Below are 21,333 nucleotides of genomic sequence, written 5' to 3' on the forward strand. Positions count from 1 at the left end.
GGTGTACTAGAGTTATCTCGACATCGAGATATCTGCCCAGGCGCACCGCAGCCGCCTCGCAAGTAAGGGTTACCTTACCTGATCGGCGCTGGGGCCGAGGCGCACTTTTGTTATGAAGGAGACTGTCGTGTCGGCGAACAGCTTCGACGCCCGCAGCACGCTGCGCGTGGGCGACGAGTCGTACGAGATCTTCAAGCTGGACAAGGTCGAGGGCTCCGCGCGCCTCCCTTACAGCCTGAAGGTGCTGCTGGAGAACCTGCTGCGTACGGAGGACGGCGCGAACATCACCGCCGACCACATCCGCGCGCTCGGCGGCTGGGACTCCCAGGCCCAGCCCAGCCGGGAGATCCAGTTCACGCCGGCCCGCGTGATCATGCAGGACTTCACCGGTGTGCCCTGTGTCGTGGACCTCGCCACCATGCGTGAGGCCGTGAAGGCGCTCGGCGGCGACCCGGCGAAGATCAACCCGCTCTCGCCCGCCGAGATGGTCATCGACCACTCGGTCATCGCCGACAAGTTCGGCACGAAGGACGCCTTCGCGCAGAACGTCGAGCTGGAGTACGGCCGCAACAAGGAGCGCTACCAGTTCCTGCGCTGGGGCCAGACCGCCTTCGACGACTTCAAGGTCGTCCCGCCGGGCACCGGCATCGTCCACCAGGTCAACATCGAGCACCTCGCTCGTACGGTCATGGTGCGCAACGGCCAGGCCTACCCCGACACCCTCGTCGGCACCGACTCGCACACCACCATGGTCAACGGCCTGGGCGTGCTGGGCTGGGGCGTCGGCGGCATCGAGGCCGAGGCAGCCATGCTCGGCCAGCCGGTCTCGATGCTCATCCCGCGCGTCGTCGGCTTCAAGCTGACCGGTGAGCTGACCCCGGGCACGACCGCCACGGACCTCGTCCTCACGATCACCGAGATGCTGCGCAAGCACGGCGTCGTCGGCAAGTTCGTCGAGTTCTACGGTGAGGGCGTCGCCGCGACCTCCCTCGCCAACCGCGCCACCATCGGCAACATGTCGCCGGAGTTCGGCTCCACCGCCGCGATCTTCCCGATCGACGACGAGACGCTGAAGTACCTGCGTCTGACCGGCCGCGACGCCCAGCAGGTCGCGCTCGTCGAGGCGTACGCCAAGGAGCAGGGCCTCTGGCTCGACCCGGCCGCCGAGCCCGACTTCTCCGAGAAGCTGGAGCTCGACCTCTCCACGGTCGTCCCCTCCATCGCAGGCCCGAAGCGCCCGCAGGACCGCATCGTCCTCGCCAACGCCTCGCAGCAGTTCGCGCAGGACGTCCGCAACTACGTCTCCGACGACGAGGAGGCCGGCAAGGAGTCCTTCCCGGCGTCCGACTCCCCGGCGTCCTCCAACGGCGTCCCGACGAAGCCGACCCAGGTCACCCTGGCCGACGGCACCTCGTTCGAGCTCGACCACGGCGCGGTGACGGTCGCGGCCATCACCTCCTGCACCAACACCTCGAACCCGTACGTCATGGTCGCCGCCGCGCTCGTCGCGAAGAAGGCCGCCGAGAAGGGCCTGACCCGCAAGCCGTGGGTCAAGACCACCCTCGCCCCGGGCTCCAAGGTCGTCACCGACTACTTCGACAAGGCCGGCCTCACGCCGTACCTCGACAAGCTCGGCTTCAACCTGGTCGGCTACGGCTGCACCACCTGCATCGGCAACTCGGGCCCCCTCGACGAGGAGATCTCGAAGGCGATCAACGACGCGGACCTGGCCGTCACCTCGGTGCTCTCGGGCAACCGCAACTTCGAGGGCCGCATCAACCCCGACGTCAAGATGAACTACCTCGCATCGCCGCCGCTGGTCGTCGCGTACGCCATCGCGGGCTCGATGAAGGTCAACATCACGACCGACGCGATCGCCACCGACTCCGAGGGCAAGCCGGTCTTCCTGGCCGACATCTGGCCGACCGAGGCCGAGGTCAACGAGGTCGTGGCCTCCGCGATCGGCGAGGACATGTTCAACAAGTCCTACCAGGACGTCTTCGCGGGCGACGCCCAGTGGCAGGCGCTCTCGATCCCGACCGGCAACACCTTCGAGTGGGACCCGCAGTCGACCTACGTGCGGAAGCCCCCGTACTTCGACGGCATGACGATGGAGACCACCCCGGTCTCCGACATCACGGGCGCCCGCGTCCTCGCCAAGCTGGGCGACTCGGTCACCACCGACCACATCTCCCCGGCCGGTGCGATCAAGGCCGACACCCCGGCCGGCAAGTACCTCACGGAGCACGGCGTCGAGCGCCGTGACTTCAACTCCTACGGCTCGCGCCGTGGCAACCACGAGGTCATGATCCGCGGCACGTTCGCCAACATCCGCCTGCGCAACCAGATCGCGCCGGGCACCGAGGGCGGCTTCACCCGCGACTTCACGCAGACGGACGCCCCGGTGGCGTACATCTACGACGCCTCGCAGAACTACCAGGCCGCCGGCACCCCCCTCGCGATCCTCGCGGGCAAGGAGTACGGCTCGGGCTCGTCCCGCGACTGGGCCGCCAAGGGCACCGCACTGCTCGGCGTCAAGGCCGTCATCGCCGAGTCGTACGAGCGCATCCACCGCTCGAACCTCATCGGCATGGGCGTCCTGCCGCTCCAGTACCCGGAGGGCCAGAACGCCGAGTCCCTGGGTCTGACCGGCGAGGAGTCCTTCTCCTTCACCGGCGTGACCGAGCTCAACAACGGCACCACCCCCCGTACGGTCAAGGTCACGACCGACACCGGTGTGGAGTTCGACGCGGTCGTCCGCATCGACACCCCCGGTGAGGCGGACTACTACCGCAACGGCGGCATCATGCAGTACGTCCTGCGCAACCTCATCCGCAAGTAAGCGGTACGGGAACGCAGTTGAGGGCCGCACCCCCTGTGGGGGTGCGGCCCTCGGCCGTTCCTGAGGTCAGCCGTTGACGAAGCGCAGGCTGTTCTCGTCGTAGCGGGTGCCCGCGACCTTGCCCGCCGGAGCGGCCGCGTCGATCGCCGCCAGCTCCTCCTGCGACAGCTCGACCGTCACGGCGGCGAGGTTCTCCTCCAGGTACTTCTGGCGGCGAGTGCCGGGGATCGGCACCACGTCCGCGCCACGGTGCTGCACCCAGGCCAGCGCCAACTGCCCGGCGGTGACGCCCTTCTCGGCGGCCAGGGCGTTGAGGTGGTCCACGATCGCGAGGTTCTGTTCGAGGTTGCCGTCCGCGAAACGCGGCTGGGAGCGGCGCATGTCGGACGCGGAGAAGCTGTCGGCCGAGGTGTAGCGGCCGGTCAGGAAACCCCGGCCGAGCGGCGAGAACGGCACCAGGCCGACCCCGAGCTCACGGCAGACCGGGGCGATCTCCGCCTCCAACTCCCGCGTCCACAGCGACCATTCGCTCTGCAGCGCCGCGATCGGGTGCACGGCGTGCGCACGGCGGATCGTTGCCGCGCCCGCCTCGGAGAGGCCGAGGTGGCGCACCTTTCCGGCCTGTACGAGCTCGGACATCGCGCCGACCGTCTCCTCGATCGGGACGTCCGGGTCGACCCGGTGCTGGTAGTAGAGGTCGATGTGGTCGGTGCCGAGGCGGCGCAGCGAGGCGTCGCAGGCCTTCCGTACGTAGGCGGCGTCGCCGCGGATCGCGGTCGGCTCGCCCAGCCGGTTGGCGAAGCCGAACTTCGTTGCCACGACGGCCTGTTCGCGGCGGGCGCCGGTGAGGGCGCGGCCGATCAGCTCCTCGTTGTGGCCCTGCCCGTAGAAGTCGGAGGTGTCCAGCAGGGTGACGCCCAGGTCGAGGGCGCGATGGATGGTGGCGATCGACTGGTCGTCGTCCGCCGCGCCGTACGCGTGGCTCATGCCCATGCAGCCGAGGCCCTGTGCGGAGACGGTCAGCGCGCCGAGCCTGCGGGTGGGGAGGGTGGAAGTCATGGACCCGACCGTAAGCGGTTCCGGCACTCAGAAATAGTAGCCATGTACTTAATAGCCATGTACTGTATCTCTCATGAGTACGGCATACGAAGGCTCGACGCCCGGTTTCCTGGTCTGGCGCCTGTCCATGAAGTGGCGGGTCGCCGTCGACCGGGCGGTGGCACCTCTGGGGCTGACGCACGCGCAGTACTCACTGCTCGCCTCGCTGTACGGCCTGGAGTACTCCGGAGTGCAGCCCACCCAGCGTCAACTCGCCGACCAGACGGGCCTGGAGGCGCTGTACGTCTCCAAGCTGGCCCGCGCCTCCGAGTCCGCCGGGCTCGTGGAGCGGACCAAGGACCCGGCCGACTCGCGGGCCGTCCGCCTCGCGCTCACTGGGGAAGGGCGTGAGGTCGTCCAGAGGGCGATCCAGGTCGTACGGGAGCTGCACGGACGGATGTTGGCGCCGCTCGGAGGGCTGGACGGCGCACGGACCAAAGCGCTCGCCAGAGAGCTGACGGCGCTGCTCGACGTATCACTCGACATCATCGAGGAGTAGTCATGACCACTGCACCCACCACCGTCAACGGCCAGGTCATAGGCCAGGCCCACTACGCGACCCGCGCCCTCCTGGAGGGCCTGCTGGTCAAGAGCGGCGCCAGCTTCCATCAGGGGCTCGGGCTCAACTACGTTGCTGCGCAAGGCGGTTCCGCCGACATCGAGGCGATCGTCGGTGGGCTGGTCGGCGGAGTGAAGATCGACGCGGCGCTCGCCCGTGCGGTCGTCGACGAGCTGATCGCTGCGAAGCTGCTGGAGGCGGCACCGGGCGACGTGGTCCGTTTCACGGACGCGGGGGCCGAGCTGCACGCGTACACGCGCGCAGCGGGCGCCAAGCTCACGGCGCGGCTGTACGGGGACATCCCGGCCGCCGACCTGGAGACCGCGGGACGCGTCCTGGCCCTGGTCACCCAGCGCGCCAACGCGGAACTCGCGGCCTCCTGACCGTTGCTTACGCGTCCGGGCCCTGTGCCCGGACGCGCCGTACCTGCTCCAGAGACTCGCCGAGCTCGGCGAGCCAGGCGTCGGCGTTGCGCTGCACCAGGCGTACGCACCACGCGAGCGCATCGCTGCGGCTGCGCGCCACGCCACCGGCGACCAGGGTGTCGAGGACCTGCCGCTCGGGCTGGCGCAGCCGCGTCATGACCGGCGCGGACACGTGGGTGAACAGAGCCCGCTCGTCCCCGCAGCGCACGCCCCAGGACACCTTCCTGCGGAACTTGTGCTCGGCTTCCCTGGCGACCCCGACCCGTTCGTCGCGGGTGCGCTCCCGGAACTCCTGGATGCGACCCTCGACGGCGGCCGCCCGTTCGGCGTCGGACACGTCCTTCGCGAGCTGCGGCTCGGCGATGCGGCCGACGACGGTGATCTCCTCGCGGTCCACGGTCACGTCGGCAGGTCCCTCGAAGAGATCCTCGGACAGGCGGCCGACGAACCAGCCGCGCAACTTCTCGTGCTGTTCGGCTGTAATCATGTAATCAACATTGCACCGGCGGGTGTTGACGGCAAGGCCCGACAGGAGACCGATCAGGCACCGAACCGCTTGGCGCCCTCGCGGCCGATCTCCTGATTGGCGGCGACGTACGGCCGCAACTGCTTCTCGTACTCGCAGAACGCGGTGGTGTGGTCGCCGCCGTGCCGGGCGAGACGTGCGGCGAGGGTGTGCGCGCCGATGAGGGCCTGGGACGTCCCCATGCCGGACGTCGGCGCGGCGCAGTACCCGGCGTCGCCGACCAGCACCACGCGGCCGTCGGACCAGCGGTCCAGCTCGACCTGGCAGGCGGAGGCGAAGAAGTAGTCGGTGGCAGCCGTCATCTCCTTGAGCAGGTGCGGGACTTCCCAGCCGGCGTCGGCGCACGCGGCACGCGCCAGGTCCTCCTGCCGCGCGCGGTCCAGCCGGTCCACGTCCGCGGAGTCGGTGGCGAACGACAGGCTGACCTTCAGCCGGTCCGGGTCGTCGGAGCTGAATGTGTACACGGCGTGCCCCGGCGCCGTGTACAGCAGGCCCCGGTGGTCGAGGCCGAGGTGGTTGGCCGTGGTGAAGTAGGCGCCGGACATGCCCAGGTGCTTCACGAACTCCTGGTGCGGTCCGAAGGCCAGGCGGCGCACCGTCGAGTACACGCCGTCGGCCCCGACCGCCAGGTCGAAGTCGGCGGGGCGACCGCGCTCGAACTCCACGTGCACACCCGTCCCGTCCTGCGCCAGCGCGCTGATCGAGTCGTCGAAGACGTAGTGCACGTCATCGGCGGTGATGCGGTGCAGGATGCGCGTCAAGTCGGGCTTGGGCACCTCCAGTTCACCGGCGAACGCCTCAGCGGGCAGCTCCCCTGTCCTGACGCCGTCGGCGTCGATCAGGTCGGTGCCGAGCATGTGCGTCTCGTGGCCGCGCACCTCGTCCAGGATGCCCATGTCCTCGAGCAGCCCGAGGGCATCGCCTCGGAAGTCCACCGCGTAACCATCAGCACGCAGCCGCGGGGCGCGTTCCACGACGGTCACGTCCCAGCCCTGCCGCACCAACCAGTACGCCAGGGACGGCCCGGAAACGCTCGCACCCGAAATCAGTACGCGCTTGCTCATGTCTGCTCCTCTGTCCGTCGTGGCCTGCTGGACATCAGACTGAAGCGGCGGCATCCGGCTATCAACGGCCGGATCGGCAAGGCTGCGTTGCCTAAAGAGTCATCAATGAGCGTTGTGTCACCGCTGAGTTGACCGTTAGGTTCACGGAGTTCGAACCGGGGGAGATTCCATGGAGCTGCGGGACATTGAGATCTTTCTGGCACTGGCAGAGGAACTGCACTTCGGCCGCACCGCCGAGCGTCTGCACGTCACGCCGTCGCGAGTGAGTCACGCGGTCAAGAAGCAGGAACGCCGCATCGGCGCTCCGCTGTTCGAGCGCACCTCCCGCACGGTCCGCCTCACCGCGACCGGCGAGCAGTTGGTCAAGACCCTGCGGCCCGCCTACCAGCAGATCCTCGACGGGATCGACGAAGTGTCCGCGTCCGCCCAGGACTCGGACGGCACGCTCGCTCTCGGCACCATGGGTCTGCAGGGCTGGCTCATCCGCGACGCCATCGACCGCTTCCAGGCCCGCCTTCCGGCTGCACGGCTGGTCCAGAAGGACATCAGCCCCGTCGACCCGCTGACCCCGCTGCACACGGGCGAGGTCGATGTGGCCCACCTGTGGCTGCCGGTGCACGAACCCGACATCACCGTCGGTCCGGTCACCCACACCTCACCGCTCATGGTGATGATGGCCGCCTCCCACCCGTACGCCGACCGCGAGTCGGTCTGCCTGGAGGACTTCGGCGATCTGACCTTCCTCTCCCACCGGTCCCCGATCCCGGCGTACATGGAGGAGGTCTTCCAGCCCTTCTACACCCCCTCCGGTCGCCCCATCGCCCGCGGCCCGGAAGTCGCCACCTGGGACGATCAGCTCAAGGCGACCTTCGCCGGGCATGCCGTCGCAGGCACCAGCGCTGAGGCGGCCCGCTTCTACCCCTGGCCCGATCTGGTCTACATCCCCGTACGCGACGCGCCCCCCGTCCGCTGGGCGTTCGCCTGGCGCACCGACAATCGCAACCCTCTGATCCGCGCCTTCGCGGAGGCCGCGTCAGCGGAGGGCAAGTGACCCGTCAGGAACGGGCGTTGAGGAAGGCGGTCCAGGCCTCCGGCGCGACCGTGAAGTGCGGGCCTTCGGGGTTCTTGGAGTCGCGGATGTGTACGGCGGTGGGGTGGGCGGCGACCTCTACGCAGGCGCCGCCCTCGCTGCTGCTGTAGCTCGACTTCCGCCAGTCGTAGGCGACTTCGAGGCAGGCGCCGCCTTCGTCGCTGCTGTAGCTCGACTTGAACCAGGTCAGTGCGGTGCTCATTGCTCTCCTAGCAGCCGGTCCAGCAGGCCCTTGGTCGCTTTCGGCGTGAGGGCCTGTGACCGCAGCATCGCATATTTGCGTTCGAGGACGGAGACTTCGCCCGGGGCGGAAACCCACTGGCTTCCGCGCTGCGACTCGGTGTATGCGAGGTGCTGGTGGTCCGAGGTCTCCAGGAGGATGAACGGACCTGCGGTTCCGGCGTTCTCGGGAGCGTCGAGCGGAAGGACCTGCAGGGACAGGCCGGGGAGATCCGCGCACTCGCGCAGAAACCTCAACTGGGCCGCGCGCACGAGCGGTTCGGAGATGGCCATCTTGAGTGCGGGCTCCCAGACGATGAAGCTCAGCGTCGGCGGGTACTTGCGGTGCAGGATCTCCTGACGCTCGACGCGGCCCGCCGTCCTCGTCTCGATCTCGTCCTCGTCGTACGCGGGCACGCGCTGCCCGAGGAGCGTGCGGGCGTACTCGGATGTCTGGAGCAGGCCAGGGACGACCAGGGTGTCGTACCAGGAGAGAGCGATGGCCTCCCGCTCGTGTTGGATGTACGACTCGGCCCACATGGGGTACTGGTCGATCTCCGGCATCCCCGCCACCGCAACCGCCAACGCGCCCTTCGTGTCCAGGACTTGGTCCATCGCCACCGCCATGTCCGGCAGCAGCGGCCTCCTGCCCTGCTCGATCGCGGCGATCGTGGACTCCGCCACCACCAGCCGCCCGGCGAGCGCCGCCTGCGTGAACCCGGCCGCCTTGCGGAACAGGGCCACCAGGTCGCCGACCATCTTCATCGCGGACGGGTTCTTCGGTGGACGCTTTCCCGGGCTCATGACGGTCAATGTCCCCGCCCCCACTCTCGCTCGACCCCACTGGAACCCCGACAGAACTTCTGTCGGGGTGGACGCGCTGTTCCCAGTGAATCACCGTGCGCGACATTTCCGTTCATGGAACCTGTGCAATTCCGTGAGCGCTTCTACCGTCGCGAACGCCAATCCGTCCCCGCCGCGCGGGAGTTCACGCGCGAGGCGCTGGCCGACTGGGGTGTGCGGGATCGCTCGTACGACATCCTGCTCTGCGTGAGCGAGCTCGTGACCAATGCCCTGGTGCACGGTGTCCCGCCCGGCCGCGGCTTCCTTCTGCGCGTGCTGCCGTACGAGGGCGGGGTGCGCGTCGAGGTCCACGACAGCGGCGACGGCGTACCGGCCATACCGCGACCGGACGCGGACGCCGACGGCGGCAGGGGTCTGCTCCTGGTGGAGGCCCTCTCCGACAAGTGGGACGTGGGGGAGCGGGACCCGGGCAAGGTGGTGTGGTGCGAATTCGGGCTGCGTACGTGAAGGGCGGGCGTGGACTCGCCACGCCCGCCCTTCAGTTCAGGTCACGTCAGGAGAGCAGCTCCACCTCCGCCAGAGTCGCCGTGCCCGAGTTCACGAGACGGTAGTTCTTGTACGTACCGGGGTGCGCCACCGAGAAGACCCGGGTCTGCTTGTCCCAGGTGAAGGACTGGCCGGTGCGCTCGTCCAGCGAGGTCCACTTCGTACCGTCGTTGGAGCCCTGCAGGGTCCAGGCGGACGGTGCCTTCGTCCTGTCGGACGAGGTGAGCGTGTACTGGACCGGGCGCACGGGGCCCGCGACCGGGAGGTCCGCCGAGGTGAACTCCCCTGCGGTGGCAGAGGTGTTGTCGAAGAGCGGGCCGGTTGCGGTGATCTTGTCCTCGCGCGGGGCGGGGACCTTGTCGTCCTTCTCGATGGAGACGGGGGCCGCGTTCTTGCCCGAGCCCCACGCGGACGGCTTCGAGCCCATCGAGAAGTCCAGCGTGCCGCCGCGCTCCAGAAGGCCGTTCGGGAGGGCGGTGGAGTTCCAGGACTTGCCGTTGACCTTCAGCGACTGGATGTAGATGTTCTTGGTGCTGTTCTTCGGCGCCTTGACGACCAGGTCGTGGCCGTTCTCCAGATGGACGGTCGCCTTGGTGAACTGCGGGGAGCCGATGGCGTATTCGCCGCTGCCCATGACGAGCGGGTAGAAGCCGAGCGAGGAGAAGAGGTACCAGGCCGACTGCTCGCCGTTGTCCTCGTCGCCGTGGTAGCCCTGGCCGATCTCGCTGCCCGTGTAGAGGCGGCTCATCACCTCGCGGACCTTCTCCTGGGTCTTCCAGGGCCGGCCGGCCGCGTCGTACATGTAGGTGATGTGGTGCGCGACCTGGTTGCTGTGGCCGTACTGGCCCATCCGCACGTCACGCGCCTCGGTCATCTCGTGGATGACACCGCCGTAGGAACCGGCGACGTCGGGAGACGCGGTCTCCGGTGTCGAGAAGTACGTGTCGAGCTTCTTCGCGAGGTCGTCCTGGCCGCCGTAGAGGTTGGCGAGGCCGCGCGAGTCCTGCGGGGCGGTGAAGGCCATGCCCCAGGCGTTGGTCTCCGTGTAGTCGTAGCCCCAGATGCGCGGGTCGAACTTCGAGGAGTCCACGCGCCAGTTGCCCTGGAGGTCCTTGCCCTGGAAGAAGCCGGCCTTCGAGTCGAAGAGCTTCACGTAGTCCTGGGCGCGGTTGAGGAAGTACGCGGACTCCTCCTTGTAGCGCTTCTCGTGGGTCTTCTCGTAGAGGGCCTCGCCCATCTTGGCGATGCCGTAGTCGTTGACGTAGCCCTCCATCGCCCAGGACATGCCCTCGCCGGTGGAGGTCGAGGTGTATCCGAGGAAGGGGGAGGTGTCCATGCCCTTGCGGCCGACGCCCGAGCTCGGGGGGACGACCGTGGCGTTCTTCACGGCCGCCTCGTACGCCGCCTTCGCGTCGAAGTTGGTGACGCCCTTGACGTACGCGTCCGCGAAGGCCACGTCCGAGCTGGTGCCGGTCATCAGGTCCGCGTAGCCGGGCGACGACCAGCGGGAGGTCCAGCCGCCGTCCTTGTACTGCTGGACGAAGCCGTCGACGAGCGTGCCCGCCTTCTTCGGGGTGAGGAAGGAGTACGCGGGCCAGGTCGTGCGGTAGGTGTCCCAGAAGCCGTTGTTGACGTAGACCTGACCGTCGACGATCTTCGCGCCGGTCCGGGTCGGGGTGTTCTCACCGGTCGCCTTGGAGAAGGGGCTGGCGTACTGGACCTTCGAACCGACCTTCTCCGAACCGGAGTTGGGGTAGAGGTACAGCCGGTAGAGCGAGGAGTAGAGGGTGGTGAGCTGGTCCTGCGTGGCGCCCTCCACCTCGACCTTCTTGAGGATCTTGTCCCAGGCGGACTGGGCGCGCGCCTCGGTGCCCGCGAAGGTCGCGGAGGCCGGGAGCTCCTGGCGGAGGTTGTCCTTCGCCTGGTCGAGGCTGATCAGCGAGGTGGCCAGCTTGAGGGTGACGGTCCGGTTCTTGCCCGGCTTGAAGCGGAGGTAGCCGGTGACGTCGTCGCCGCCCCCGCCCTTGAGCTTGCCGCTGTCGGTGACGGGGGTGTCGAAGGTCCCGTACACGAAGAGGCGGGTCGCTCCTGTGGAGCCGCCGCTCTTGACGTCGGAGAAGCCGGAGAAGGAGCGGGTGGCCGGGTCGAGGGTCAGGCCGCCGTCGTTGGTGACGTTGTCGAAGATCATGCTCGCGTCGTCACCGGGATAGGTGAACCGCATCATCGCCGCGTGGTCGGTCGGCGTCATCTCCGCCTTGAGACCGTTCTCGAAGGTGACCCCGTAGTAGTGGGGCTTCGCCGTCTCGTTCTCGTGGCGGAAGGGCATGGCCCGCTTGGTGCGGTCGGCGTCCGGGGTGCCGGAGGCCACCGACGGCATCAGCTGGAAGGTCTGCCGGTCGCCCATCCAGGGGCTCGGCTCGTGGCTCGCGGAGAAGGCCTGGAGTGTCGGCAGGTTGTCCGCGTTGTTTCCGCGCGCGTAGTCGTAGAGCCAGCTGGTGGAGCCGGCGTTGGTGACCGGCGTCCAGAAGTTGAAGCCATTGGGCACGGCGGTCGCGGGGAAGTTGTTGCCGCGCGAGAAGGAGCCGCTGGAGTTGGTGCCCCGGGTGGTCAGCGCGTAGTCCGAAAGATGCGCCAGGCGCTTCTCCGGGGCCTTGGGCGCGATCTTGATGTCGTCGATCCAGCCCTGGAACTTCGCCGGGCCCTTGGGGGAGTCGTATGCGACGAGCACCCGGTCGACGGTCTTGCCTGCCGCGACCGTGCCGATGCGCGAGGCGACGGCGTTCCACTGGTTGACGTAGAGCCGCTTGGCGGCGCCCTGGCCCTGGGGCGTGAGGAGCCCGCCGTTGCTGTCGAGGGCACCCAGATCACTCAGATAGGTGCCGTCCGTGAAGGCGAGGTCGACCGACACATTGGTGGCGGGGTAGTTGAGGTCCGTCTCCGCCATCGCGGGGAACACCTTGTAGGAGAGCTGGGTGTCCTTGGCGATGCGTGTATTGACGTCGAAGACCTTGTTGTACGAGTAGGCGTGCCCGGTGCCCGACTGCGTGCCCGCGTAGCGCAGCGCCTTCGTGCCCGTGAAGCCCGCGCGTGCCTTCGCCGTGGGGGAGCTGGTGGGGCCGTTGTCGACCTGGGTGCGCATGTCGGACGGCGGCGGGGTGCTGGTGTCACCGTTCGAGAACTGAACGTCCGCGAGCTGCAGAGCGTCATTGGCTCCACCATTGGCGGTGACGTTCAGCCGGTAGTGCGCATAGGCCGTGTCATTGGCGAAGTCGTACGACTTCGTCTGGAAGCGCCCGGAGAAGGTTTCACCCTTGCGGGTGTCCAGCGTCGTCCAGGTGGTCCCGTCGGCCGAACCCTGCAGGGTCCAGTCCTTGGGGTCGCGCTCGGCGTGGTCGTTGGCCGAAGTGAGCGCGTACGTCACGACCTTGACCGGTTCGTCCAGGTCGAACTCGGCCCAGGCAGTCGGTGTAAAGGCCAGCCATTTCGTGGCGGAGTCCCCGTCGACGAGGTTCTCCTTGACCTCCCCGCCGTCGGTGTTCTCGCCGCTCGCCCGGACATCGGTGACCTGGTCCGTCACATTGCCCGGTATTCCACTGATGAAGCCCCCTTCCACACCGGATGAGCGCTTCTGCCCGTCGGACCCCACTTCAACGGTGTTGCGCCAGTCGGGCTGTGGTTGTCCCTCTTCGAAGGAGGACGTGAACTCGCCCCCCTGCTGCTGGGGTTGGGCGGGCCGGGCGACGGCCGCGCCCTGGGCCGAGACGACGAGCGCGAAGGCGGTCGCCACCAGGACGGTTGCGGAGTTCCTTCTCCGCCGGGATCTGAGCGGCATGTGGGACGTCCTCCTGCGGGTTCGATCTGGACAACGTTGTCATGATGAAGCGCAGGGTCAAGTAGGAAGCCAAGTGGCCAGTGGTGTCAAGGGTGTTGAACGGGAGGGTGCGGCGTTTCGGACGGGTCCGGAATATCGCCCTCCGGTGCCGGAACCCGGGGCCCCAGATGTCCGTGAGGTCTCAACTCGGGAAAGACTGACGTTCAAACCTGCATTCGATCTTGCCCAGTTGAAGGGAAGTGGACTATACCTGTCGGCGTCCGAGCATCCCGCGGAAGCGGGTGCGAGGCAGGGGGAGCAAGGGGCCTAAAGCGTCCTGTCGTCAGCGGTTCACCCACCTCAGTAAAAGCAGCAGCACTTAGAGCTTCATCTGTTCGCGGGCGCCGGTGGATTCCGCTGCACCGCCTGAGTCCTGGAGAAGGCGAGGACTTGAGCATGGGATCCATCCTCGGCGTAAGCCATCGCGATCTGATCAGGAGCATCGATCACGCCGCCATACATCTCGCAGCTGATCACCATCGGCGCCGCTGAGCGGCTCCGAAACGACGGCGAAACGCTCCGGATGTGCCTCTCCGCCGATATCCCACGCGGAGGCTCACCGAAAGTCGCGCTCACAGGAAAGCGCGGCAAGCGCATCGCCGACCTGGCCCTGACGGCCGAACACGCAGTGAAACCCATGAAGATCGAATCGATCAGTGAGGATGCAGAGATGACGACTCGTATCGGGTCTCTTGACAGGCGGATGTTCCTGCGAGGGGCGATCGCAGCAGCGGCCATGGGGTCGATGGCGGTTGCGTGTGGCTCTCCCTCCTCCGACAGCGGTGACACGGACAAGCCGAAGGGCGAGACCTCGGCCAAGAACCCCTTCGGTGTCGCCAAGAACTCCAAGGTCGAAGCCTGCATCTTCAACGGCGGCTACGGCACTGACTACGTCGGATACGCCAACAAGGTCATCGGCAGCCAGATCGCCGGTGTCTCGGTGACGGTCAAGCCGGTCGTCGACATCGCCCCGGAGCTCCAGCCCCGGTTCGTCGGCGGCAACCCGCCGGACCTCATCGACAACTCCGGTGAGGACCAGATCGGCTTCCTCAGCATTCTCGACCAGCTCGAGACGCTTGATGACGTCCTCGAGGCCAACAACTACGAGGGCAAGAAGATCGCCGACACGATCTACGCCGGCGTGAAGGCCCCCGGAACGTTCAACGGCAAGTTCGTCGGCCTCAACTACGTGATGACGGTCTACGGCGTCTGGTACTCCAAGACGCTGTTCGCGGCGAACGGCTGGACCGCGCCGAAGACGTGGGACGAGGCGTACGAGCTCGGCAAGAAGGCGAAGGAGAAGGGCAAGTACCTCTGGGTCTTCGGCAAGGAAGCCGCCACGTACTACCAGACGCTGGTCATCGACTCCGCGATCAAGGAGGGTGGCGACGAGGTCCGCATCTCCCTGGAGAAGCTGGAGGCGGACTCCTGGTCGCAGAAGCCCATCCAGGACATCCTCAAGGTCCTCGAGAAGATGGTCAAGGAGGGAATGTTCGTCCCTGGCGGCTCCGGCACCCAGTTCCAGAAGGCGCAGGCGGCCTGGAGCAACGACCAGAAGGCGCTCCTCTACCCGACCGGTGGCTGGATCGAGAACGAGATGAAGAAGGCCACCAAGGCCGACTTCCAGATGACCGGTATTCCGGAGTTCACGGTCACCAGCAGCCCGAAGATGCCTTACGAGGCGGTTCACGCTGCCGCGGGCGAGCCGTTCATGGTTCCCAAGAAGGCCAAGAACGCGGCGGGCGGCAAGGAGACGCTGCGGGCGATGCTGTCCAAGGAGGCGGCCTCCAACTTCTCCAAGACGAAGCTCGCCCCGACGATCGTCAAGGACACCGTCCCCGCCGACGGCTACGGATCGACGGCGCTGGTCTCGCAGTCGAAGATGCTCGCCGACGCGGGCGAGAACATCTTCGACCACAAGTTCGTCGGCGCCTACGGGATCAACACCGACATGCTGGTGCCGTGGAACTCGTTCCTTGCCGGTGACCTCGACGCAGCCGGCCTGACCAAGGCTCTGCAGAAGATCTCCGACAAGATCCGGAACGACGACTCCATCAAGAAGTTCGAGGTTAGCTAGCATCACCATGAGTGACACGATCGCCAAATCCGACACCGCAAGCGGCCGGTCCACACCGGCCGCTCGCGGCGGGCGTCCCCGACGCCGCAAGCTCACCTTCGACCGGGTGACGTTCTTCCTCGCGTTCCTCGGTGTCCCGTTGGCTGTTTTCGTGACCTTCGTCCTGATCCCCTTCGTCCAGGCAATTTTCTGGGCGATGACCGACTGGCGCGGCTTCAGCCCCGACTACAACTTCATCGGGCTGGACAACTTCACCAAGATGTTCCAGGACGACGTCTTCATGAAGGCGTTGCGCAATGTCGCGTTGCTGGCGGCCATCGTGCCGTTCGTGACGTTGACGCTCGCCCTCGGGGTCGCGGTGGCCATCACCCTGGGAGGGCCCAGCAAGGGCCCCGTCCGGGGAATCCGGGGGGCGTCGTTCTACCGGGTCGTCTCGTTCTTCCCCTACGTCGTGCCGGCGATCATCGTCGGTCTGATCTGGGCGCAGATGTACGACCCGAACGCCGGCCTGCTCAACGGCATGCTCACCAAGCTCGGTCTTGACGGGTTCAAGGAGTTCGCCTGGCTGGGCGAAGCGTCGACTGCGATGCCCGCCCTGATGTTCGTCTTCGTCTGGGGGCTCGTCGGGTTCTACGCGGTGCTCTTCATCGCTGCGATCAAGGGAGTTCCCGCCGAGTTGTACGAGGCGGCGAAGATCGACGGGGCCGGTCGCTTCCGCGCCACGTTCTCGATCACCTTGCCGGCGATCCGGGACACGGTGCAGACGGCGTATATCTACCTGGGCATCGCCGCGCTGGACGCGTTCGTCTACGTACAGGCGCTGCTGCCGAACGGCGGACCGGACAACTCGACTCTGACGATCAGTCAGCGGCTGTTCAATGTCGCCTTCCGCCAGGGGCAGTTCGGATATGCCACCGCGATGGGGGTCGTCCTCGCCGTTGTCACCCTTGTGTTCGCGCTGCTGGTGTTCACCGTCAATCGTCTGACCGGCGGTGGCGAGGGCAAAGAGAAAGCGCGTGGGTTGAAGGCTCGGCGTGCCAAAGTCAAGGGAGGTGCTCAGTGAGCGCCATAGCCGTCGACCGGAAGCTGGCGAGAGGCGCCGCGAGCAGCGACCGCAGATTCGCTGCGATCTCGCACGCTTTGCTGATCCTGTGGTCCGTGATCGTGATCGTGCCCATGCTCTGGGTGCTGATGTCGTCGTTCAAGTCGAACAGCGAGATTCTGTCGTCGCCGTTCTCGTTGCCGGACCACTGGAGAGTCGAGAACTACTCGCACGCGTGGACCGACGCGAACATCGGGAAGTACTTCCTGAATTCGGTGATCGTCGTTGTCTGCGCGCTGTTCCTGGTGATGTTGCTGGGCTCGATGTGCGCCTACATCCTGGCGCGGTTCGAGTTCCCCGGACGCCGGGTGATCTACTACGTCATGCTGGCGGGACTGACCTTCCCGGTCTTCCTGGCGATCGTGCCGCTCTTCTTCCAGCTGCAGAACCTCGGGTTGCTGAACACGCGTCCCGGACTGATCCTCACCTACGTCGCGTTCGCGCTGCCGTTCACGATGTTCTTCCTCTATTCGTTCTTCCGGTCACTGCCGCATGACGTCTACGAGGCCGCGCAGATCGACGGCGCCGGTGACTGGCGGGCGTTCTTCCAGGTGATGCTGCCGATGGCCAGTCCTGGCATGGCAGCGGTGGCGATCTTCAACTTCCTGGGGCTGTGGAACCAGTTCCTGCTGCCCGTGGCGCTCAACACCAACCAGGACAAGTGGGTCTTGACCCAGGGAATGGCCGCCTACGCGTCCTCGCAGGTCTACGACGTCGACTACGGCGCGCTGTTCGCGGCGATCGTGGTCACGGTGGCGCCCGTACTGGTCGTGTACGTCATATTCCAGCGCCGGATCGCCGGTTCGGTGTCGCAGGGCACCTTCCGCTAGCGGCGCGGTACAGCAGAAAGCGGTGCCCCGGCGGATTGCTCCGCCGGGGCACCGCCCTTCGTGTCTCAGGCCCCGCGGCGGATCCGTCCCGCGTACCGCGCCTCGAGTTCGCGGTTGTGCTCGTCCCCGCCCGCCATGTTGGCCGAGAGATAGACCGGTGGAACCTGGCCGGCGGCCAGCAGGTCCTTGACCACCTCGGCGACCGTCATCTGGGCGAGCAGCGCGGAGGTGATCGTGGAGACGGCGCCGAAGGTGCCGCCGCCGGGCAGGTCCATCACCGAGTCCCCGTACGGGGCACCGTTGTCCAGCACCACATCGGCCAGCTCGATCAGCTTGCGGCCCGAGGGGTGGCGCGAGGTCATCTCGTGCGTGTGCTGCAGCGACGTGATGGCGATCAGGCCGTGCCCCTTCTCCTTCACGATCGAGGCGAACTCCACGATCGTCCCGTTGACACCGGAGTTGGACGTGATCACGAAGACGTCCTGCGGCTGGACGGGGATCAGGTCGTACAGCTTCTGGGCGATCGTGGGATCGCGCTCCAGTTCCGGGGAGCCGAGCAGCGAGGCCGGCTCACCGCCGTACAGCACCAGGTCGCGCAGCGCGATCTTGTTCGTGGGGACGAGACCGCCCGCACGGCCCGCTATCTCCATGGAGATGGATTCGGAGTGCCCGGAACCGAAGGCCTGGATCACCCCGCCGTCCAGGAGGGAGGCACTGATCAGCCGGGCGGCACGGCCGACCGCCTCCGTCTGACTGGTGGCGACCGAGGGGATCAGCTTCTCGATGTGTCCGACGAAGGACTGCGCGTCGATGGTCATGACCGTCTCTTCTCTGTGCGGTGGCTTGCGGTGGCCTGGCTGGTGATCTCCAGGGCGTGCGTGGTGCGTTCGTACGTCAGTTGGGCGACTGCCATGTAGAGGGCGTTGAGGGCGAAGAGCTGGGAGTGGACCGTGGCCATGCCGCGCGCGCTCAGGACGCCCTCCCGGCCGGCCGTGAGCAGGACGTGGTCCGCGGTCTCCGCCAGCGGGGAACGGGCGGAGGAGGTGACGGCGACCGAGACCGCGCCGTTGTCGGCCCCCTCGGTCAGGACCTCCAGGACCTCGCGCGTACGCCCCCGGTGGGAGACCCCGACGACGACGTCGCCCGGCTGGAGCAGGGCCGCGTTCGGCAGGGCCTCGTGCGGGTCCGTGGAGCTCCAGCAGGGCAGCCTGATGCGGTTGAACTGCCCCGCCATCAGGGCGGCGACGGCCCCGCTCACCGACGTACCGAAGAAGAGCACGCGTCGGGCCGCGACCATGGCGGCGGCCGCCCGGGCGACCGCGTCGAGGTCGAGCTGTTCCCCGGTCTCGCGCAGCAGCTCGGTGTCGGTGGTCAGCAGGGACTGGACCATGACGGCGAGCGAGTCGTCCCGCGAGACCGTCGCCGCCGTCGTGCTCTCCCAACTGGCCTGTTCCGTACGCCCGGTGTCGGCCGCCAGGGCATAACGGAGCTCCGTGTACCCGGCGAATCCGAAGGTCCTGGCGAAGCGCGTCACCGTCGCGGGGGAGGCCCCGCCGCGGGCGGCCAGCTCGATGATCGTCGAGCGTGCGGCCGCGGCGGGGTCGGCGAGAACGGCCTCCGCGATACGGCGCAACGCGCCCGGCAATTCGGGCAGTTCATCCGTGATCCGCCCAACTGTCCCCGCTGTCAAGGTAACTCTTTTCATCGAAGTGCCAACCGAATGAAAATTATTCTTGCCATGGGTTCCCGTCAAGACCCACCATGTCGGCATGACGGATCACCGGCTCGTCCTGGGAATCGACGCGGGCGGCACATCGACCCGCGCGGTCGTCACGCGCCTCGACGGAGAGCCGCTGGGCCGCGGAAAGGCCGGCGGCGGAAACCCCACCAGCCATGGACAGGCCGCCGCCGGCGCCCAGTTGACCGCCGCGCTCGCACAAGCGCTGAGCGGCGTGGACCCGGCCGACGTGGCCGCCGGTGTGGCGGGCATCGCGGGCGGTCAGGCCTTCGCGCCGGGCGTGCTCGAAGAGGTGTGGAAGGGCGCCGGACTCGGCTGTGCGCCCCGCTTCGTGGGCGACGCGCTGATCGCCTTCGTGGCCGGCACCCCGGAGCCGTCGGGGACGCTCCTGCTCAGCGGTACGGGTGCGATCGCCTGCCGGGTCGAGGGCGGATCGGTCGAGGCCGTTGCGGACGGGCTCGGCTGGCTCCTCGGCGACGAGGGCTCCGGCTTCTGGCTCGGACGGGAGGCGGCCAAGGCCGTCGTACACACCCTGGCGCAACCGGACAGCAGGGATCCGGGGCTGCTCGGGGAACTCGTCACCGCCGAACTGCTCGGCTCACCGCGACCTTTTCGTGACCTGAACGATCAGGCGATCGCTCTGGTGGAGCGCGCCCAGAGCGCCCCCCAGTCGCTGACCCGCCTCGCCCCGGCCGTGAACAGGGCCGCCGAGGCGGGCGACCCGAAGGCGCTGGAGATCGTACGAGAGGGAGCGCGCCACCTCGTCGCCACGGCATCCCGTGTGCACCGCGCGCAGGGCCCGATCGTGCTCGCCGGATCCGTTCTGACCAGCGAAGGTCCGCTTCGCGCGGCGGTACGGGAGCTCCTTGCCGCGCAGGGGTACGCACCGGTCTGCACGGCGGGAAGCGGCGCCGGAGCGGCCGCGTGGCTGGCGGCGGGCGAGGTTGTGAACCCAGTGGAGGCAGCCGTGCACGTCTCACTGCATGCAAAATTTACCGGCGGTAATCCGTCCGAATCGACATCTGCGCCCGTCACACCCGCCTGACCTGCGCTTCTGTCTCAACTGTGGTCAGTGGCAGGGCCGCTCATTCGTGCCTTCCCCTGCTCAAGGTCTTGACGGATAGGAACCCCAAAGGCTCATCTTAGAGTTCACATGTTGGAGATAGGGCGGGGTCTCGTTGCTGCGACCCCGCGCGGGGGGCGGCCGTCGTGCCGTCTGCCAAAGGCGGGAGTGGATGAGTCGATGGAGACTCCGGGGTCGCAGACATCTCTGCACCGGGCCAACCTTGAGCGGGTCGTTCGCGCGGTGCGGATGGCGGGCTCGCTCACTCAGGCGGAGATCGCCCGCTCCACCGGGCTCTCGGCAGCCACGGTCTCCAATATCGTCCGGGAGCTGAAGGACGGCGGAACCGTCGAGGTCACCCCGACCTCCGCAGGCGGCCGCAGGGCCCGAAGCGTCTCGCTGAGCGGCTCGGCCGGCATCGTCATCGGTGTCGATTTCGGGCATACGCACCTCAGGGTCGCGGTCGGCAACCTGGCCCACCAGGTGCTCGCCGAGGAGTCCGAGCCACTGGACGTGGACGCCTCCTCCGCGGAGGGCTTCGGACGGGCCGAGGAGCTGGTCAAGCGGCTGATCTCGGCGACCGGCATCGGCGCGGACAAGGTGATCGGCGTGGGGCTCGGTGTACCGGGCCCCATAGACGTCGAGTCGGGCACGCTCGGCTCCACCTCGATCCTGCCGGGCTGGACGGGCATCAACCCCGCCGAGGAGCTCTCCGCACGGCTCGGAGTGCCGGTGTACGTCGACAACGACGCCAACCTGGGCGCGCTCGGCGAGCTGGTGTGGGGGAGCGGCCGGGGGGTCAAGGACCTCGCGTACATCAAGGTCGCCAGCGGTGTGGGCGCAGGCCTCGTCATCGACGGGCAGATCTACCGTGGCCCGGGCGGCACGGCCGGCGAGATCGGCCACATCACGCTCGACGAGTCCGGCCCGGTCTGCCGCTGCGGCAACCGCGGCTGCCTGGAGACCTTCACCGCGGCCCGGTACGTGCTGCCCCTTCTCCAGTCCAGCCACGGCGTGGACCTGACCATGGAGCGGGTCGTACAGCTCGCCCGCGAGGGCGATCCGGGCTGCCGCAGGGTGGTCGCCGACGTGGGCCGCCACATCGGAAGCGGTGTCGCGAACCTGTGCAACCTCCTCAACCCCAGCAGGGTCGTCCTCGGGGGAGACCTCGCAGAGGCCGGTGAACTGGTCCTCGGGCCCATCCGTGAATCCGTCGGCAGGTACGCGATCCCCAGTGCGGCACGTCAACTCTCCGTGCTTCCGGGGGCGTTGGGCGGCCGCGCGGAGGTGCTGGGCGCGCTCGCTCTCGTACTCAGCGAAATGGGCGATTCGACCCTTTTGGACAGTAGTGTCCCCGCGGGGACCCCTGCCTTCACTTAGATAACGAATGACACCGTTGCCATCTCGTTAAGGATTTACTCCTTGACGCCTACGTGGCGGCCGAGTTGACTCACTCCCACCTCGGCCGCGACGTTGCGG

General features: G+C 67.6%; 18 protein-coding genes. 10 read left to right on the forward strand and 8 right to left on the reverse strand.

The window, feature by feature from the left end; translation table 11 throughout:
* Positions 1–112: 112 nt before the first annotated feature.
* Complete coding sequence (gene acnA, locus OG707_RS31270; RefSeq protein WP_329124243.1) at positions 113–2,842, forward strand: aconitate hydratase AcnA; 2,730 nt, start codon at positions 113–115, stop codon at positions 2,840–2,842.
* Positions 2,843–2,908: 66 nt separating this feature from the next.
* Here acnA and OG707_RS31275 read toward each other — a convergent pair whose 3' ends face one another.
* Positions 2,909–3,901: an aldo/keto reductase gene (locus OG707_RS31275; RefSeq protein WP_329124245.1), complete on the reverse strand. Its 993-nt coding sequence runs from the start codon at positions 3,899–3,901 to the stop codon at positions 2,909–2,911.
* Between the two features lie 73 nt (positions 3,902–3,974).
* Here OG707_RS31275 and OG707_RS31280 point away from each other — a divergent pair, with 73 nt between their 5' ends.
* Together OG707_RS31280 and OG707_RS31285 are read left to right on the forward strand one after the other, a co-directional pair.
* Entirely contained in the window at positions 3,975–4,439 is a 465-nt protein-coding gene (locus OG707_RS31280; protein ID WP_329124248.1) for a MarR family winged helix-turn-helix transcriptional regulator, read from the forward strand.
* A gap of 2 nt (positions 4,440–4,441) precedes the next feature.
* On the forward strand, positions 4,442–4,882 hold the full coding sequence (locus OG707_RS31285; RefSeq protein ID WP_329124249.1) for a MarR family transcriptional regulator: 441 nt from the start codon (positions 4,442–4,444) through the stop codon (positions 4,880–4,882).
* 7 nt (positions 4,883–4,889) lie between these two features.
* Here OG707_RS31285 and OG707_RS31290 read toward each other — a convergent pair whose 3' ends face one another.
* Both OG707_RS31290 and OG707_RS31295 read right to left on the reverse strand, forming a co-directional pair.
* Positions 4,890–5,411 carry a hypothetical protein gene (locus OG707_RS31290; protein ID WP_329124251.1) on the reverse strand — a complete coding sequence of 174 codons (522 nt, stop codon included), beginning with the start codon at positions 5,409–5,411 and terminating at the stop codon, positions 4,890–4,892.
* A gap of 53 nt (positions 5,412–5,464) precedes the next feature.
* Complete coding sequence (locus OG707_RS31295) at positions 5,465–6,514, reverse strand: FAD-dependent monooxygenase (protein WP_329124253.1); 1,050 nt, start codon at positions 6,512–6,514, stop codon at positions 5,465–5,467.
* A 169-nt stretch (positions 6,515–6,683) separates the two neighbouring features.
* On the opposite strand from OG707_RS31295, the gene OG707_RS31300 reads away from it, so the two are divergent.
* Entirely contained in the window at positions 6,684–7,565 is an 882-nt protein-coding gene (locus OG707_RS31300; RefSeq protein WP_329124255.1) for a LysR family transcriptional regulator, read from the forward strand.
* A gap of 4 nt (positions 7,566–7,569) precedes the next feature.
* On the opposite strand, the gene OG707_RS31305 is transcribed toward OG707_RS31300, so the two are convergent.
* Entirely contained in the window at positions 7,570–7,806 is a 237-nt protein-coding gene (locus OG707_RS31305; protein WP_329124257.1) for a DUF397 domain-containing protein, read from the reverse strand.
* Positions 7,803–8,627 (reverse strand): helix-turn-helix domain-containing protein, encoded by an 825-nt coding sequence (locus tag OG707_RS31310; RefSeq protein ID WP_329124258.1) that lies wholly within the window; start codon positions 8,625–8,627, stop codon positions 7,803–7,805. Before OG707_RS31310 ends, OG707_RS31305 begins: the two co-directional genes overlap by 4 nt.
* Positions 8,628–8,741: 114 nt before the next feature.
* On the opposite strand from OG707_RS31310, the gene OG707_RS31315 reads away from it, so the two are divergent.
* Positions 8,742–9,134: an ATP-binding protein gene (locus OG707_RS31315; RefSeq protein WP_329124260.1), complete on the forward strand. Its 393-nt coding sequence runs from the start codon at positions 8,742–8,744 to the stop codon at positions 9,132–9,134.
* 46 nt (positions 9,135–9,180) lie between these two features.
* Here the strand turns inward: OG707_RS31315 and OG707_RS31320 are convergent, their stop codons facing one another.
* Positions 9,181–13,005, reverse strand: coding sequence for a GH92 family glycosyl hydrolase (locus tag OG707_RS31320; RefSeq protein ID WP_329124263.1), 3,825 nt, complete (start codon positions 13,003–13,005; stop codon positions 9,181–9,183).
* Positions 13,006–13,714: 709 nt separating this feature from the next.
* Here OG707_RS31320 and ngcE point away from each other — a divergent pair.
* The 3 genes from ngcE to OG707_RS31335 are packed head-to-tail and all read left to right on the forward strand — an operon-like array spanning position 13,715 to position 17,053.
* Positions 13,715–15,121, forward strand: a complete 1,407-nt coding sequence (ngcE, locus tag OG707_RS31325) for an N-acetylglucosamine/diacetylchitobiose ABC transporter substrate-binding protein (protein ID WP_329124265.1) — start codon at positions 13,715–13,717, stop codon at positions 15,119–15,121.
* A 7-nt stretch (positions 15,122–15,128) separates the two neighbouring features.
* Positions 15,129–16,184 carry a carbohydrate ABC transporter permease gene (locus OG707_RS31330; RefSeq protein ID WP_329124267.1) on the forward strand — a complete coding sequence of 352 codons (1,056 nt, stop codon included), beginning with the start codon at positions 15,129–15,131 and terminating at the stop codon, positions 16,182–16,184.
* Positions 16,181–17,053: a carbohydrate ABC transporter permease gene (locus OG707_RS31335; RefSeq protein WP_329124269.1), complete on the forward strand. Its 873-nt coding sequence runs from the start codon at positions 16,181–16,183 to the stop codon at positions 17,051–17,053. Before OG707_RS31330 ends, OG707_RS31335 begins: the two co-directional genes overlap by 4 nt.
* 65 nt (positions 17,054–17,118) lie before the next feature.
* Here the strand turns inward: OG707_RS31335 and OG707_RS31340 are convergent, their stop codons facing one another.
* Together OG707_RS31340 and OG707_RS31345 are read right to left on the reverse strand one after the other, a co-directional pair.
* Positions 17,119–17,871, reverse strand: a complete 753-nt coding sequence (locus OG707_RS31340) for an SIS domain-containing protein (RefSeq protein ID WP_329124270.1) — start codon at positions 17,869–17,871, stop codon at positions 17,119–17,121.
* A complete protein-coding gene (locus OG707_RS31345) occupies positions 17,868–18,743 on the reverse strand; it encodes a MurR/RpiR family transcriptional regulator (protein WP_329124272.1) in 876 nt (291 codons plus the stop codon). The genes OG707_RS31340 and OG707_RS31345 overlap by 4 nt, the downstream gene beginning before the upstream one ends.
* A gap of 79 nt (positions 18,744–18,822) precedes the next feature.
* Between OG707_RS31345 and OG707_RS31350 the strand changes: the two genes are divergently transcribed.
* Positions 18,823–19,836, forward strand: coding sequence for an N-acetylglucosamine kinase (locus OG707_RS31350; protein ID WP_329124274.1), 1,014 nt, complete (start codon positions 18,823–18,825; stop codon positions 19,834–19,836).
* A gap of 198 nt (positions 19,837–20,034) precedes the next feature.
* On the forward strand, positions 20,035–21,234 hold the full coding sequence (locus tag OG707_RS31355) for an ROK family transcriptional regulator (RefSeq protein ID WP_329124276.1): 1,200 nt from the start codon (positions 20,035–20,037) through the stop codon (positions 21,232–21,234).
* Positions 21,235–21,333 lie beyond the last annotated feature (99 nt).

Origin of the sequence: Streptomyces sp. NBC_01465, from assembly GCF_036227325.1 — a bacterium.
In the GTDB taxonomy this organism is placed as follows: Bacteria; Actinomycetota; Actinomycetes; order Streptomycetales; family Streptomycetaceae; genus Streptomyces.

Coding starts and splice junctions, on each gene's coding strand:
- OG707_RS31295 (WP_329124253.1), bottom strand. CDS start 6,514: ATGAGCAAGCGCGTACTGATTTCGGGTGCGAGCGTTTCCGGGCCGTCC.
- OG707_RS31275 (WP_329124245.1), bottom strand. CDS start 3,901: ATGACTTCCACCCTCCCCACCCGCAGGCTCGGCGCGCTGACCGTCTCC.
- acnA (WP_329124243.1), top strand. CDS start 113: ATGAAGGAGACTGTCGTGTCGGCGAACAGCTTCGACGCCCGCAGCACG.
- OG707_RS31280 (WP_329124248.1), top strand. CDS start 3,975: ATGAGTACGGCATACGAAGGCTCGACGCCCGGTTTCCTGGTCTGGCGC.
- OG707_RS31310 (WP_329124258.1), bottom strand. CDS start 8,627: ATGAGCCCGGGAAAGCGTCCACCGAAGAACCCGTCCGCGATGAAGATG.
- OG707_RS31305 (WP_329124257.1), bottom strand. CDS start 7,806: ATGAGCACCGCACTGACCTGGTTCAAGTCGAGCTACAGCAGCGACGAA.
- OG707_RS31315 (WP_329124260.1), top strand. CDS start 8,742: ATGGAACCTGTGCAATTCCGTGAGCGCTTCTACCGTCGCGAACGCCAA.
- OG707_RS31285 (WP_329124249.1), top strand. CDS start 4,442: ATGACCACTGCACCCACCACCGTCAACGGCCAGGTCATAGGCCAGGCC.
- OG707_RS31350 (WP_329124274.1), top strand. CDS start 18,823: ATGACGGATCACCGGCTCGTCCTGGGAATCGACGCGGGCGGCACATCG.
- OG707_RS31330 (WP_329124267.1), top strand. CDS start 15,129: ATGAGTGACACGATCGCCAAATCCGACACCGCAAGCGGCCGGTCCACA.
- ngcE (WP_329124265.1), top strand. CDS start 13,715: ATGACGACTCGTATCGGGTCTCTTGACAGGCGGATGTTCCTGCGAGGG.
- OG707_RS31355 (WP_329124276.1), top strand. CDS start 20,035: ATGGAGACTCCGGGGTCGCAGACATCTCTGCACCGGGCCAACCTTGAG.
- OG707_RS31300 (WP_329124255.1), top strand. CDS start 6,684: ATGGAGCTGCGGGACATTGAGATCTTTCTGGCACTGGCAGAGGAACTG.
- OG707_RS31320 (WP_329124263.1), bottom strand. CDS start 13,005: ATGCCGCTCAGATCCCGGCGGAGAAGGAACTCCGCAACCGTCCTGGTG.
- OG707_RS31340 (WP_329124270.1), bottom strand. CDS start 17,871: ATGACCATCGACGCGCAGTCCTTCGTCGGACACATCGAGAAGCTGATC.
- OG707_RS31290 (WP_329124251.1), bottom strand. CDS start 5,411: ATGATTACAGCCGAACAGCACGAGAAGTTGCGCGGCTGGTTCGTCGGC.